The sequence below is a fragment of the Microbacterium sp. genome, assembly GCF_032084865.1.
In the GTDB taxonomy this organism is placed as follows: Bacteria; Actinomycetota; Actinomycetes; order Actinomycetales; family Microbacteriaceae; genus Microbacterium.
Genome location: NZ_DAMDLU010000081.1, coordinates 1 through 12,743 on the forward strand (window position 1 = coordinate 1; position 12,743 = coordinate 12,743).

17 protein-coding genes and 1 pseudogene are annotated in these 12,743 nt (G+C 69.7%); 6 read left to right on the forward strand and 12 right to left on the reverse strand.

The annotated features are described in order from the left end of the window. Together RT309_RS09545 and kynA are read right to left on the reverse strand one after the other, a co-directional pair. Positions 1–472, reverse strand: a pseudogene (locus RT309_RS09545) (hydrolase); the annotation flags it as partial. Between the two features lie 9 nt (positions 473–481). Next, on the reverse strand, positions 482–1,336 hold the full coding sequence (gene kynA / locus RT309_RS09550) for a tryptophan 2,3-dioxygenase (protein ID WP_313356638.1): 855 nt from the start codon (positions 1,334–1,336) through the stop codon (positions 482–484). 132 nt (positions 1,337–1,468) lie between these two features. Between kynA and RT309_RS09555 the strand changes: the two genes are divergently transcribed. Further along, positions 1,469–2,968: a glutamate-cysteine ligase family protein gene (locus tag RT309_RS09555; protein ID WP_313356639.1), complete on the forward strand. Its 1,500-nt coding sequence runs from the start codon at positions 1,469–1,471 to the stop codon at positions 2,966–2,968. Between the two features lie 56 nt (positions 2,969–3,024). On the opposite strand, the gene RT309_RS09560 is transcribed toward RT309_RS09555, so the two are convergent. From RT309_RS09560 to RT309_RS09570, 3 genes are read right to left on the reverse strand one after another with little or no spacing between them, the layout of a single operon-like run. Further along, positions 3,025–3,567, reverse strand: coding sequence for a cysteine hydrolase (locus tag RT309_RS09560; protein ID WP_313356640.1), 543 nt, complete (start codon positions 3,565–3,567; stop codon positions 3,025–3,027). Further along, entirely contained in the window at positions 3,564–5,009 is a 1,446-nt protein-coding gene (locus RT309_RS09565; RefSeq protein WP_313356641.1) for a cytosine permease, read from the reverse strand. Before RT309_RS09565 ends, RT309_RS09560 begins: the two co-directional genes overlap by 4 nt. A 48-nt stretch (positions 5,010–5,057) precedes the next feature. Then, positions 5,058–5,405 (reverse strand): metalloregulator ArsR/SmtB family transcription factor, encoded by a 348-nt coding sequence (locus RT309_RS09570; RefSeq protein ID WP_313356642.1) that lies wholly within the window; start codon positions 5,403–5,405, stop codon positions 5,058–5,060. Between the two features lie 264 nt (positions 5,406–5,669). Between RT309_RS09570 and RT309_RS09575 the strand changes: the two genes are divergently transcribed. Continuing rightward, positions 5,670–6,077, forward strand: a complete 408-nt coding sequence (locus RT309_RS09575) for an arsenate reductase ArsC (protein ID WP_313356643.1) — start codon at positions 5,670–5,672, stop codon at positions 6,075–6,077. Between the two features lie 22 nt (positions 6,078–6,099). Here RT309_RS09575 and RT309_RS09580 read toward each other — a convergent pair whose 3' ends face one another. From RT309_RS09580 to RT309_RS09605, 6 genes are all read right to left on the reverse strand, one after another. After that, entirely contained in the window at positions 6,100–7,416 is a 1,317-nt protein-coding gene (locus RT309_RS09580; RefSeq protein WP_313356644.1) for a M18 family aminopeptidase, read from the reverse strand. Between the two features lie 40 nt (positions 7,417–7,456). Further along, positions 7,457–8,197 carry a membrane protein insertase YidC gene (locus RT309_RS09585; protein WP_313356645.1) on the reverse strand — a complete coding sequence of 247 codons (741 nt, stop codon included), beginning with the start codon at positions 8,195–8,197 and terminating at the stop codon, positions 7,457–7,459. Positions 8,198–8,269: 72 nt separating this feature from the next. Then, positions 8,270–8,554, reverse strand: coding sequence for a DUF6412 domain-containing protein (locus RT309_RS09590; protein ID WP_313356646.1), 285 nt, complete (start codon positions 8,552–8,554; stop codon positions 8,270–8,272). Positions 8,555–8,653: 99 nt separating this feature from the next. Next, positions 8,654–9,211, reverse strand: a complete 558-nt coding sequence (locus RT309_RS09595) for an FHA domain-containing protein (RefSeq protein WP_313356647.1) — start codon at positions 9,209–9,211, stop codon at positions 8,654–8,656. Positions 9,212–9,272: 61 nt separating this feature from the next. Next, positions 9,273–9,686, reverse strand: a complete 414-nt coding sequence (locus tag RT309_RS09600) for a CBS domain-containing protein (RefSeq protein WP_313356648.1) — start codon at positions 9,684–9,686, stop codon at positions 9,273–9,275. A gap of 123 nt (positions 9,687–9,809) precedes the next feature. Continuing rightward, positions 9,810–10,115 (reverse strand): hypothetical protein, encoded by a 306-nt coding sequence (locus RT309_RS09605; protein WP_313356649.1) that lies wholly within the window; start codon positions 10,113–10,115, stop codon positions 9,810–9,812. A 69-nt stretch (positions 10,116–10,184) separates the two neighbouring features. On the opposite strand from RT309_RS09605, the gene RT309_RS09610 reads away from it, so the two are divergent. Continuing rightward, positions 10,185–10,508, forward strand: coding sequence for an ATP-dependent DNA ligase (locus RT309_RS09610; protein WP_099195304.1), 324 nt, complete (start codon positions 10,185–10,187; stop codon positions 10,506–10,508). Between the two features lie 32 nt (positions 10,509–10,540). Here the strand turns inward: RT309_RS09610 and RT309_RS09615 are convergent, their stop codons facing one another. Further along, complete coding sequence (locus RT309_RS09615; RefSeq protein ID WP_313356650.1) at positions 10,541–10,789, reverse strand: hypothetical protein; 249 nt, start codon at positions 10,787–10,789, stop codon at positions 10,541–10,543. Between the two features lie 203 nt (positions 10,790–10,992). On the opposite strand from RT309_RS09615, the gene RT309_RS09620 reads away from it, so the two are divergent. From RT309_RS09620 to RT309_RS09630, 3 genes are all read left to right on the forward strand, one after another. Next, entirely contained in the window at positions 10,993–11,877 is an 885-nt protein-coding gene (locus tag RT309_RS09620) for an SDR family oxidoreductase (protein ID WP_313356651.1), read from the forward strand. After that, entirely contained in the window at positions 11,874–12,188 is a 315-nt protein-coding gene (locus RT309_RS09625) for a hypothetical protein (RefSeq protein ID WP_313356652.1), read from the forward strand. The genes RT309_RS09620 and RT309_RS09625 overlap by 4 nt, the downstream gene beginning before the upstream one ends. A gap of 33 nt (positions 12,189–12,221) precedes the next feature. Continuing rightward, on the forward strand, positions 12,222–12,743 hold a 522-nt coding region (locus RT309_RS09630), incomplete at its 3' end, for a nitronate monooxygenase (RefSeq protein ID WP_313356653.1).

Genomic DNA, 12,743 nt, shown 5'->3' on the forward strand with positions numbered 1-12,743 from the left:
CATCGTCGTCGAGCACCGGGCCCGCGTCGCCGCGCGCGACGACCTTGATCAGCGAGACGCCGGCGGCCGCCAGCTCGTCGACCGTGCGCGCCGCGTGCGCGGCATCCACGATCTCCCGCACCGAACCGGTCGGAGCCCACGCGCGATCCGACGGATAGCCGCCGGGCGCAGTGAGGAACGGCCCGGCGTACTCGACGACGGGGCTGCGCGGCGCCTCGGCGATCCACTCCGGATCCGCGCCCAGATCGACCACCCGGCCGAGCCGCGACGCCGGCAGCAGGGCCGGGTCGACCAGCTGCAGGTGCACGTGATGGTCGGTGAACAGACCCGTGATCACGCCCTCGAGGCGGGGGGTTCCGGCGGGCGGCGGCCCTTCGGCAAGCTCAGGGGCCCGGGAGCCGAGACGGTCAGGGGCCGGGGAGTGTACGTCGAGGGTGCCCTCGCGCATCGCCTCGCCGTCGAAGAACGTCACCGCCCGCATTCAGCGGCCGATCTCGGTGCGCACGCTGTACAGCTCGGGGAAGAAGGTGAGATCGAGCGCGCGCTGCAGGAAGCTCACGCCACTCGAGCCGCCCGTGCCGACCTTCATGCCGATCGTGCGGGTGACGGTGCGCAGATGCCGGAAGCGCCAGAACTGGAAGTTGTCCTCGACGTCGACGAGCTCTTCGCACGCCTCGTAGAGGTCCCAGTGCTCGTGCGGGTTCTCGTAGATCTCGCGGATCGCGGCGACGAGCTCGGGATGCTCGCGGTAGGGCTGACGCACGTCGCGCTCGAGCACCTCGGCGGGGATCGGCAGGCCGCGCCGGGACGCGTACCGCAGGAATTCGTCGTACAGGGTGGGGCGCTCCCACTCGGCGGTGAGCATCGCGAGGTTCTCGGGATGGTCGCGGAACACGCCGAGCATCCGCTCGTTCTTGTTGCCGAGGGCGAACTCGACCGCGCGGTACTGCACCGACTGGAACCCCGACGAGTTGCCGAGGTCGCCCCGGAACTGCGCGTACTCGGTGGGGGTGAGCGTGGCGAGCACCGACCACTGCTGGGTCAGCACCTCCTGGATGTGCTTCACCCGCGCGATGTGCTTGAGTGCCGAGCGCAGGTCGTCGCCGGCCAGGCGGTCGCGGGCGGTGCCCAGCTCGTGCTGCACGAGTTTGAGCCACAGCTCGGTCGTCTGGTGCTGGATGATGAACAGCATCTCGTCGTGGTGCTCGGGCTGCGAGACCGGATGCTGTGCGCCGAGCAGCCGGTCCAGGTCGAGGTACGAGCCGTACGTCATCCGATCCTTGAGGTCGGTGACGATGCCGTCTTCGAGGGGGCGTTCATTGTCGGCTGCGGCCATGCGGGAAACGTATCAGTTTCGTGTCGGTCGTCACAATAGTGAAACTGCCCTTGGCTAGCACCCACCGCCCGCATCGGCAAGGGGCGCCGTCCGACCCGAGGTGATCGAGCGGCAGCGGATATTCTTCCGAGCATGGGAGACAGCATCAGCTCACAGCGGTTCACCCGGCAGGACCGCGCTCGGTTCCGGGAGCAGGTGCAGCGCGGACTGGAGGCGCTCGAACTCATGCTCGGCGACGGCTGGTTCGAAGAGGCGTCGCAGCCGCAGCTGGGGCTGGAGCTCGAACTGAACCTCGTCGACGGCGACCGCAACCCCGCCATGACCAACGAGCAGGTGCTGGAGGCCATCGCGAACCCGGCCTTCCAGACCGAGCTCGGACGGTTCAACGTCGAGATCAACGTGGCACCCAGGCCGCTCGGCGGTGACAGCCTCACCGAGCTCGAGAAGGTGCTGGGCTCGGCGTTCTCCGCCGCCGACGAGCGCGCCCACAGCGCGGGCAGCGATCTCGCGATGATCGGCATGCTGCCCACTCTCGACGAGACGCACTTCACCGAGCGCTGGCTGTCGAGGGAGCCGCGCTACAAGATGCTCGGGCAGCAGATCCTCACCGCGCGCGGCGAGGACATCGAGCTGCGCCTCGACGGTGTCCCCCTCACCGATACCGCCCACCCGGAAGACCTCGACATCATCTGCGACACGATCGTGCCCGAGGCCGCGTGCACGTCGATGCAGCTGCACCTGCAGGTCAAGCCCGAGGACTTCGCCGCGCACTGGAACGCGGCGCAGGCGATCGCCGGCGTGCAGGTGGCGCTCGCCGCCAACTCGCCGTTCTTCGCCGGCCGCGCCCTGTGGCACGAGACGCGCATCCCGATGTTCGAGCAGGCGACCGACACGCGCTCGCAGGAGCTGAAGAATCAGGGCGTGCGCCCGCGCGTGTGGTTCGGCGAGCGATGGATCACGTCGATCTTCGACCTCTTCGAAGAGAACTCGCGCTATTTCCCGGCCCTGCTGCCGGAGAGCTCCGACCAGGACCCGCTCGAGACGCTCAGATCAGGCACTGCGCCCGATCTGAGCGAGCTGCGGATGCACAACGGCACGGTCTACCGCTGGAATCGCCCCATCTACGACACGCAGGACGGCGGCTGCCACCTGCGACTCGAGAATCGGGTGCTGCCCGCATCGCCGTCGATGGCGGATGCCCTGGCCGACACCGCGTTCTACTACGGGCTGCTGCACACCCTCGCCAGCAGCGAGCGTCCATTGTGGAGCCAGATGACCTTCGACGCCGCGCACGAGAACCTGCACGCCGCGGCGCGGCAGGGCATCGAGTCGCAGCTGTACTGGCCCGAGCTGGGGTGGGTCGGACCGCGCGAGCTGGTGCTGCGCCGGCTGCTGCCGCTCGCCGCGGAGGGGCTCGAGGCCTACGGCGTCTCGACCGCGGCGCGCGAGAGGTACCTCGGCATCATCGAGCAGCGCTGCGTCACCGGCCGCAACGGGGCCACCTGGCAGCGTGCGAACGTCGCAGCCCGGGAGGCGGCGGGCGAGTCGCGGGAGCAGGCGCTGCACGGGATGCTCGACGACTACCTGCAGCGCATGCACTCGGGCGAGCCCGTGCACGCCTGGCAGCCCTGACCTCGCCCCTACGTTGGGCCCCTGAGCCACCCTGGGTCCCTGAGCCTGCCGAAGGGTCAGCCCAGGATCTCCGCCGTCGTCCGCAGTGCGATCTGCGGCGGGTAGAGCCCCATCACGTGCACTGCGGCGGCGTGGTTCTCGGCCGTCGAACCCGCGCAGGCGTCGGTCGCGACGGTGAGGTGCGCACCGGCATCCGCCCCGGCCAGCGCCGTCGACAGCACGCAGCAGTCGGTCGAGACGCCGGCGAGCACGACGTGCGCGCCGCGTCCGACGATCGCCTCGAGCTCACCGCCCCACTTGCCGAACGTCGGCAGGTCGAGAGTCGGGTGCGATGACAGACCGCGCGCCGCGGGAACGAGGTCGTAGAGCTCGTCGGTGGGCGGCTGGTCGGCGAACGGCCACGCCGTGTAGTACTCGCCCCACGACGTGGTGCGGTCGGCGGTCGGCATCCATCGGGTCACCAGCACGCGCTCGCCGAACCGTTCGGCGAGATGCGCGATGTTCTGCATCGCCTCGGCGAAGAACGGCGACCCCCACTCCGATTCCGGCGAGGCGAAGATGTTCTGCGGGTCGATGACGACCAGCCACTGATCCGTCACGCCTGCTCCTGACGGCGGATCCGCCCGGCGCGTGCGAACCACGTGACCACGAACGAGAGCACCAGGGCGACGAAGACGCCGAGGTTCGCATACGCCCACTCGCCGTCCTTTCCGCCGATGAGCGGCAGCAGGTAGCCCTGCCAGTTGTTCCATGCCGCATCCTCGGCGAACAGGTTGACGACCAGACCCCAGCCGATGATCGACGTGACGACCATGGTGCCGATCGAGGTCCAGTCCCACGCGCCGTAGCGGCCGTTCGAATCGAACAGTGCGGCCTCGTCGTAGTCGCGTCGGCGACGCAGGATGTCGGCGATGAGGATGCCCGCCCACGCGGCCAGCGGCACGCCGAGCGTGATGAGGAACGACTGGAACGGGCCGAGGAAGTCGGCGGCGAAGAACACGACGTAGATCGTGCCGAGGGTGAGGATGACGCCGTCGATCCCGGCGGCTGCCGGCCGGGGGATGCGGATGCCGAGGCTGATCAGCGTGAGTCCCGACGAGTAGATGCCGAGCACGGCCCCCGAGACGAGCGCGAGCACGGCGGTGAGCAGGAACGGCACGAGAACCCAGATCGGCAGGATGCTGGCGAGCGCGCCGATCGGGTCGGCGCCGACGGCGTCCATCAGCTTCGGGTCGGAGCCGCCGAGCAGCAGACCGAAGATGACCAGGATCACCGGCGCGATCGCGCCGCCGAAGGTGTTCCAGAAGACGATCGCGCCGTCGGACGCGGTGCGCTTCTGGTAGCGCGACCAGTCGGCGGCGATGTTGATCCAGCCCAGCCCGAACCCGGTCATGACCATGACCAGCGCGCCGATGACCGCGCCGATGCTTCCATCGGGGAGCGACATGACTGCGCCCAGGTCGATGCGGCTGCTCGCGAGGACGATGTAGAGGATCGTGACGGCGCCGGTGACCCAGGTCAGCACCGACTGCATCTTCATGATGGTGTGGTACCCGAGCACCGAGGCGGCGACGATGAGCGCCGCGACGACGATGGTGGCGATGATCTTCAGGGCGACGCTGTCACCCGGACCGCCGAGCTGCGTGATGACGGTGGCCGTGGCGAGCACCGCCATGATCGCCAGGAACGTCTCCCAGCCGATCGAGGTCAGCCACGACACGACGCCGGGCACCTTCTGCCCGTGCACGCCGAACGCGGCGCGCGAGAGCACCATGGTCGGCGCCGAGCCGCGCTTGCCGGCGATCGCGATGAGCCCGCACAGCAGGAACGACACCACGATGCCGATGATCGACACCAGCGTCGCCTGCCAGAACGAGATGCCGAAGCCCAGCACGAACGAGCCGTATGACATGCCGAACACGGAGACGTTGGCGGCGAACCACGGCCAGAACAGATCGCGCGGCTGCGCCGTGCGCTGCGACTCGGGGATGATCTCGATGCCCGCTCGTTCGATGAGCGCGGGCGACGTGGTGTCGGTCATGCCCTCATCCTGGCACCGCCGTCGGTGTCTCGGGTGCAACAGAGCTGCTCAGCGTCCGAGCAGCTCCGCGACGGCATCGATCGCTCCGTCGGCGAGGCGGAAGTACGCCCACGTGCCGCGCTTCTCCCGTTCGAGGAATCCTGCCGAGACCAGCACCCGAAGATGGTGCGAGACCGTCGGCTGGCTCAGGCCCAGAGGCTCGGTCAGATCGCACACGCACGCCTCGCCGTCGGCGTGCGCCGAGATCATAGAGATCAGCCGCAGGCGGGCCGGGTCGGCGAGGGCTTTGAGTGAGGATGCCAGCGACTCGGCGTTCTCTGCGGAGATCGGCACCCGGGTGAGCGGCGCGCAGCAGGAGCGCAGATCGCGCAGCGGGATCAGCTCGGAAGTAGGCACGAATCGATTGTGATTCATATATTGACGAACGTCAATATATGCGCGACCATTACGTCACAACACATTGATGAACATCGATGAATGGAGGTGCGAGATGGACGACTGCTGCGAGATCCTCGATGACGGAACCTGTGTCTCCGAGTGCTGCTGACAGCATCCGGCGATGCTCCGCCGCGGGCCGCCGTCCTGGCAGGTTCGCGGCGGCCGTCACGTAGGCTGACCCCGCGCCCCCCCCTGCACCCCGCACCCGCCCCAGGAGCTCCGATGACAGACAGCGCGACCAGGCCCTCCGTCCTTTTCGTCTGCGTGCACAACGCAGGTCGATCCCAGATGGCCGCAGGGTTCCTGCGCGACATCGCGGGCGACCGCATCGAGGTGCGCTCCGCAGGCTCGATGCCCGCGGATCAGATCAATCCGATCGCCGTCGAGGCGATGGGCGAGCTCGGGATCGACATCACCGCCGAGCAGCCCAAGGTGCTCACGGCCGAGGCCGTGCAGGCGTCAGACGTCGTGATCACGATGGGCTGCGGCGACGCCTGCCCGTTCTTCCCTGGCAAGCGCTATGAGGACTGGAAGCTCGACGACCCAGCCGGGCAGGGCATCGAGGCGGTCCGCCCGATCCGCGACGAGATCCGCTCACGCATCGAGAAGCTGGTCGCCGAACTGGTCTGAGCGCCGGTCGGGCTCTGTCCGCTCAGCCGGCGAAGAACGCGCGGGCGACGCGCGACAGGTCGTAGAGGTCGCTCACGCCCGCGAGTTCACGTGCGGAGTGCATCGACAGGATGGGGATGCCCACGTCGACCGTGCGGATGCCCAGGCGTGTCGCCGTGATCGGGCCGATCGTCGATCCGCAGGGGACGGCGTTGTTCGACACGAACTCCTGCGAGGCGACACCGGACGAGTCGCACCAGCGCGCCCAGGCCGCAGCCCCCACGGCGTCGGTGGCGTAGCGCTGGTTCGCGTTGATCTTCAGGATCGGACCCGAGCCGAGCACCGGCTGCACGACCGGGTCGTGCTTGTGCGCGTGGTTCGGGTGCACCGAGTGCCCCACATCGATCGAAAGGTGCCACGACGCCGCGAACGCGCGGCGCTGCGCGGTGGCGTCGGCGCCGAGCGACGCGTACACGCGCACGAGCAAGTCTTCGAGAAACGGGCCGGCCGCGCCCGAGCGCGACTCGGATCCGAGCTCTTCGTGGTCGAAGGCGGCGAGCACCGGGATCACACGCTGGGCCGCTGCCCCACTCTGGGCCGCTGAGCCTGCCGAAGCGCCGACCGTGTCGATCAGCGCGACCACTCCGGCGTGCACCGAGGCGAGGTCGTCGAGGCGGCCGGATGCGAAGAACGCGTCGTCCTTGCCGAAGACGGCGCCGCGCGCGGCATCCGCCACCACCGCGTCGAAGCCGCGGATGTCGGCCGCGTCGACTCCGGCGGATGCCGCCAGCTCGGCGAGGATGTCGGCGGATTCGGCATCCCCCAGCCCCCACACCGGCTGGGTTCCCGTCTGCCTGTCGAGCGCGAGACCGTCGTTGACACCGCGGTCGAGGTGGATCGCGAGCTGCGGCAGGCGCAGCAGCGGTCCGGTCACGGCGAGCACGACGCGACCGTCGGCGAGGGCGAGGCGTCCGGCGAGACGCAGCTCGCGGTCGAGCCACGAGTTCAGCAGCGGTCCGCCGTACACCTCGACGGCGGCCTGCAGCCAGCCGCGCGAACCCGTGGTGGGCTTGGGTTTGAGCTTGAACCCGGGGGAGTCGGTGTGCGCCCCGAGCACGTGCACGGGCGTGGTCGCGGCGGCATCCGCGGGAACAGCCCAGGCGATCGCGGCGCCGTCGCGCACGACGACGAATCGCCCGCCCGCCTGTACCGGCCACTCCGCCGTCTCGTCGAGGCGAGTGAAGCCGGCCTCTTCAAGACGACGCGCGACCTCCTCGGCAGCGTGATAGCTCGACGGCGAGGCGGCGACGAAGTCGGCGAGATCGGCGGCATGCGTATGGGCGGCGGAGACGGCAGGCATGGCTACGAGCCTAATCCGCCTGCCCCGATGCGGCCGCCTGTCATGCATCCGGCAGCGGGTAGCGCCGTCGCAGCACCCAGCGCTGTCCGAGCGTCCAGGTGACGGTCACCACGAGGTAGAGGGCTGCGGCGAGCGGCACGAACACCGCGAAGACCGCGGTGAGGTAGTGCATCGCGTTCATCACGCCGAGCATGCCCGGGGTCGCCAGCGGCCCGTCTGCCGGCACCTGCGGACGGAACACGCGGCGGGTGACGTCGGCGACGACCACGATCACCACGAGCACGACCGCCCAGACGGCGGCTGTCTGCCCGCCGAGGCCCGCGCCGACCGCCGCGATCAGCGAGTCGCCCAGGGGAGCTCCGAGCAGGTCGTGCGCCAGCAGCGCGTTCGGGTGCCCGGCGATCTCCGGGCGCAGGAACAACGTGTACAGAACTCCCACGACGGCTGCCTGCACGATCAGCGGCAGGCAGCCGGCCAGGGGCGACGCCTGCTCGTCACGGTACAGCGCCATGGTCTCGCGCTGCAGTCGCTCGCGGTCTTTGCCGTGGCGCTGCTGCAGAGCGCGCAGACGCGGAGCGAGTCGAGCGCGCAGCTGCTCGGCTCTGGCCTGGGAGATGCCGACGGGGATGAGCGCGGCGCGCACCCCGATGGTCACCAGCATCACCGCCAGCGCGGCAGACGCCGAGCCGGCGACGGGGTCGAGAACCCCGGAGAGGGAGAGCAGTGCGGAGTAGGCGGCGTCGAGAAGAAGGGTCAGTGGAGGAAAGGCGAAGATGTCCATGAACGTCCGTTCGCAGAGAGGGTGGGGGTCGGCCGGTGGCCGCGGGACCCGCCCCTCGAGTGCGAGGACGGATCAGGCGGCGGGCGCGACCCCGGGTGCTCGCGGACGCGGATGCCCGTCGGCATCCGGATCGCTCTGCGACGGCAGCGCAGACGCATCGATGGCGCGTCGCGGATGCGGCGCCGATCGTAGGCCGAACCGCGGTGTCAGCAGCGTGAGGGCGATGGCGAGCACGGCCGCCGCGACGATGATCGCGGCGACGCCGAGCATCCCGCCGGCCGTCAGACCCTCGGGAAGGGGGAGGGCGCCGAGCCCCACGAGCAGCGTTCGCAGCAGCATCCCGATCGCGTCGATCATCACCCCTCCTTCCCGCCCGACGCTACCACTCACCCCGGACGTGGACATGACAAGGGCGAGAGGACCTCCGTCCCCTCGCCCTTCACGTCTTCCGGGAGCTCAGCCGTCCTTGACCTCGAGATCCCCGTGCTGCCCGTCGCGCTCCCCGCCCGCATAGTCGGGGCGGGCCGGCTGCGGCGGCTGGTCGTCGAGCTCGCCGCCCTCGCGGCCGCCGAACGGACGACCATGATCGGCGAACTCCTCGCGAGCGAAGGCGAGGATCCAGTCCGCGACGGTGAACCGCGCGCCGGTCCGCAGGATCTCGCTGCGGGCCCCCGCGGTGCCCTCGGCCGGATTCGCGTTCATCAAGCCCTCGCCGTGCAGGGTCAGCACGTACTCGTCGCGCTCGTCGTGCACGATCGTCGCGTGCACCGGGTCCGCGCCGGCGATGATCAGCGTGCACTCCGCGCCCGAGCCGATCGTGGTCCGCTCGGCAGTGAGCTCGAGCCGGCTGCGATCGCCCTCCGGAGTCGTGATGCGCAGGTGCGGTTCGCCCGCACCTCGCTCGGCATGCGTGGTGGTGGGCTGCGCGCCGTCCGAATTCGCGAGCTGATCGAGCTGGTCATCGACAGCGGGGGCGCTGTGCGCGGGCGTCGTGCCGGTGGTCTGGTCGGTCATGTGGTCCTCCTCTGTGGGGGTGGGCTTTGGAGCGCCCGGGGGCGGGTTCCCGCGGGCGGCGTCAGCGGGAGATGACTCCCACCGTCTCGCCCGTGGTCGACGGGGCGAGGTGCCGGGCGATGTCGGCCTGGCTGATCATGCCGACCAGGCGGTGATCCTCGATCACGGGGACCCGGCGGATCCGGTGCTCGCGCATGAGCGCGAGTGTGCGATCGATGTCGTCGTCGGGAGACACCATCACCGGCACTCCGGAGGCGAGTCGACCGGCGTTCGTCGTCTCGGGGTCGAGTCCCGTCGCGATCGCCTTCACGACGATGTCGCGGTCGGTGAGCATGCCCTTCAGCCTGCCGTCCTCTCCGCAGATCGGCAGGGCGCCGACATCCAGCTCGAGCATCCGCTCGGCGGCGATCGAGAGCGCGTCGTTCTCGCCGATGCACTGTGCGTTCGGTGTCATGATGTCTCGCGTCCGTGTCATGGTCGCGTTCCTTCCCCGCCTCGGTGTTCACCTGTCTCGATCACGTGCTGTCGACCGTAGACAGCGGACACTGCCGTGGTAATGGGGTTGACAGCCCGCCGTGGGCTCGTCAACCCGCCACTCTCAGTCCTCGAGGTCTTCGGGCAGCAGGCACAGTCCTCCACTGGTGCTGGCGGAGTTCGCGAGAGCCGTGATCCACTCCCTGCTGAGCTCGGGAGTCTCGGGCTCGTCGAAGACGAACCGCAGCGGGATGGACGGGTGCAGCCAGATGGTCGAGCGGCCGGTCGGGTTGAGATGCGGATGCTGCCACGACAGCGTGAACGACTCGTTGCGTCGCAGCTTGGTCGCGATGACAACCTTGAGATGGGCGAGCGCGCGATCCTCGATCTCGATGGGATCCGGGCTGGCGCCATAGAAGAGCATCCCCATCTGACTAAGCTAACTCCAGGCGTTCGGGGGACGCCAGAGCAGTGTCGGATGTCGGAGAGGTGCACTTCCTTGGGAAAGTTCGTTTATGAGGGCTCGGTCAAGACCGAGATCGAGGATCGCGCCCTGACACACCTGCAGCTCGTGATGACGGCCAAGCTCCGCCGCGGCGAGCCGTTCCCGTTCAGCTGGCGTGAAGACGCGAGCGTCGGCGGCGGGCGCACCACCGTCTGGGTGCAGCCCAGCAGCTCGCTGGTGTTCAAGTACTTCGGCAGCCGGCAGCCCGCGATCAACCGCGCGTGGATCGAGGCCCTCGCCTACACGGCCAACACCCCGTCCGGCCTGCACATGGTGCCCGAGCCCCCGGACGACCCGAACGCCGGCCTCGAGGGCTGATCCGGCCGCAGATCGTCAGGGAGCGGTGTCGCTCACGGAGCGCGCTTCTCGTGAACCTCGCCCGAGGGGGCCTCGGTGCGCAGGTCGGTCGGCGCGTCGCCCGAGTGGAGCTGCTCGTCGCCTTCGGCCAGGTCGCCCTGGCCGTCGTCCCCCAGTTCGGCGTCGAGAGGTTCGTCGCCCTGCGAGTCAGGCTGCAGGTCCGGTCGCCCCACGACCGCGGCATCCGCCGGCGGGACCTCGGCGGTCGAGGCGTCGTCGTGGTTCATGGAGTCGCTGCTCATCATGCAGTCCTTTCGTCGTGGACGCTCAGCCTGCGCGACACCGTGTGGTCGCAGCACGCCCCTTGACAGCGCTGCCCCGACACGCCTCGCGTTGACCAGCCTTCGCGAACTGTCAACCCCCTGGCCCGCCCGCGCGCCTCAGGAGAAAGTGAAGAGACTGGCACACGTGCCGGCACTCCCCACCAACTTCAGAGAGGCGCACGATGAGCGACAGCACCCCAGATCCTCGCCACCAGCACCACGATGAGAAGTTCCCCCCTCAGCAGCAGACCCAGCCAGGCCTGACCGAGGAGACCGGGCCCACGCCCGATCACGGCGAGTCGTCGTACCAGGGCCACGACCGGCTCGCCGGGCGTCGCGCGCTCATCACCGGCGGCGACTCCGGCATCGGCCGCGCAGTCGCCATCGCGTTCGCCCGGGAGGGCGCGGATGTCGCGATCGTGCACCTACCGGAGGAGCAGAAGGATGCCGATGACACGGTCGCACTGATCAGTGACGCCGGACGGCGGGGCACGAGCATCGCCGGCGACCTGCGTGATGAGCAGTTCGCCGAGGAAGCGGTCGCACGTGCTCGAGAGACTCTGGGCGGCCTCGACATCGTGGTGCTCAACGCGGCGTACCAGCACGACGTCGACGGCTTCGAGTCGCTGAAGACCGACGAGATGCGTCGGGTGTTCGACACCAACATCCTCGGAACCCTGTTCACGGCGCGCGCAGCGTACCCGCACCTCGAGGACGGCGCGAGCATCATCGTGACCGCGTCGATCCAGGCCTACAACCCATCGCCTGGCCTCATCGACTACGCCATGACGAAGGCCGCCCAGGTGGCATTCGTGAAGGCGCTCGCAGCGGAAGCGGGCGAGCGCGGAGTTCGCGTGAACGCCGTCGCACCGGGGCCCATCTGGACCCCGCTCATCCCCGCCACCGGTTGGGACGACGCGAAGGTCGAGCAGTTCGGCAGCGACACCCCGCTGGGCAGGGCCGGTCAGCCGGCCGAGCTCGCCGGGGCGTACGTGTACCTCGCCGCGGCCGAGTCTTCGTACACCTCGGGCACGGTGCTCGCGGTGACAGGAGGTAAGGCGCTATGACTGTCATGCTCGACGACCCGATACCAGCCACCCCTCACGGGGACTGGGAGCTCACGCCACTGGGCCGCAACAGCTGGCGCATCTGCGACCCCGCGCGGCGGCATGCCGACGCGGACTGCCTGATCGCGTATGTCGACCGCTCGCCGACCGGCGTGCTCGACGTGCTCTGGCTGCGCACGCCGTGCCCGAGGACGACGCGGTTCCAAAGCTTCTCGCAGCTGTTCGAGGCGCTCGACCTCGCAGTCGCCAACGCATCGAACCGGGCGCAGAAGCCCTCGCCCATCCCGGGGCGGCGGCCGCTGCGGGGCTGAAACACGTTCAAGGCGCGGGCGTAGCCTCGAAGCATGAGTGATCTGCGGGAACTGCTCGGCATCCGGCATCCGGTCGTCCTCGCGCCCTTCGGCGGCCTCTCGTCGATCGAGCTGACCGCGGCGGTGAGCGACTCCGGCGGTCTCGGCTCGTACGGACTCTACGGGTACGACGCCGCGCGGATCGGCGAGACCGCCACGGCGCTGCGCGCCGCCACCCCGGCGCCCTTCGCGCTGAACATCTGGCTGCCGACCGGCGACGAGGCCGAGCCGGGCCCCGAGCACGACGGATACGCCGCCGCACTAGCCGACTTCTTCGACGAGGTCGGCGTCGACCCGCCCGCGCGCCCCGACCGGTACCTGCCGAGCCTCGACGAGCAGCTCGACGCGATCTGGCAGGCGGCACCGGCCGTGCTGAGCGTGGTCTTCGGTGTGCCGTCGGGCGCGCTCGTCGACGAGGCGCACAGCAGAGACATCCGGGTCATCGGCACCGCGACGACCGTCGCCGAGGCGCGCGCCCTCGAGGCTGCGGGTGTGGACGCCATCGTCGCCACCGGT

What these genes read in the sequence shown, in the direction of transcription:
- RT309_RS09575 (WP_313356643.1), top strand. Translation starts at nt 5,670, where the DNA reads ATGACAGACAGCGCGACCAGGCCCTCCGTCCTTTTCGTCTGCGTGCAC.
- RT309_RS09625 (WP_313356652.1), top strand. Translation starts at nt 11,874, where the DNA reads ATGACTGTCATGCTCGACGACCCGATACCAGCCACCCCTCACGGGGAC.
- RT309_RS09585 (WP_313356645.1), bottom strand. Translation starts at nt 8,197, where the DNA reads ATGGACATCTTCGCCTTTCCTCCACTGACCCTTCTTCTCGACGCCGCC.
- RT309_RS09555 (WP_313356639.1), top strand. Translation starts at nt 1,469, where the DNA reads ATGGGAGACAGCATCAGCTCACAGCGGTTCACCCGGCAGGACCGCGCT.
- RT309_RS09620 (WP_313356651.1), top strand. Translation starts at nt 10,993, where the DNA reads ATGAGCGACAGCACCCCAGATCCTCGCCACCAGCACCACGATGAGAAG.
- RT309_RS09615 (WP_313356650.1), bottom strand. Translation starts at nt 10,789, where the DNA reads ATGAGCAGCGACTCCATGAACCACGACGACGCCTCGACCGCCGAGGTC.
- RT309_RS09565 (WP_313356641.1), bottom strand. Translation starts at nt 5,009, where the DNA reads ATGACCGACACCACGTCGCCCGCGCTCATCGAACGAGCGGGCATCGAG.
- RT309_RS09605 (WP_313356649.1), bottom strand. Translation starts at nt 10,115, where the DNA reads ATGGGGATGCTCTTCTATGGCGCCAGCCCGGATCCCATCGAGATCGAG.
- kynA (WP_313356638.1), bottom strand. Translation starts at nt 1,336, where the DNA reads ATGGCCGCAGCCGACAATGAACGCCCCCTCGAAGACGGCATCGTCACC.
- RT309_RS09590 (WP_313356646.1), bottom strand. Translation starts at nt 8,554, where the DNA reads ATGATCGACGCGATCGGGATGCTGCTGCGAACGCTGCTCGTGGGGCTC.
- RT309_RS09600 (WP_313356648.1), bottom strand. Translation starts at nt 9,686, where the DNA reads ATGACACGGACGCGAGACATCATGACACCGAACGCACAGTGCATCGGC.
- RT309_RS09580 (WP_313356644.1), bottom strand. Translation starts at nt 7,416, where the DNA reads ATGCCTGCCGTCTCCGCCGCCCATACGCATGCCGCCGATCTCGCCGAC.
- RT309_RS09595 (WP_313356647.1), bottom strand. Translation starts at nt 9,211, where the DNA reads ATGACCGACCAGACCACCGGCACGACGCCCGCGCACAGCGCCCCCGCT.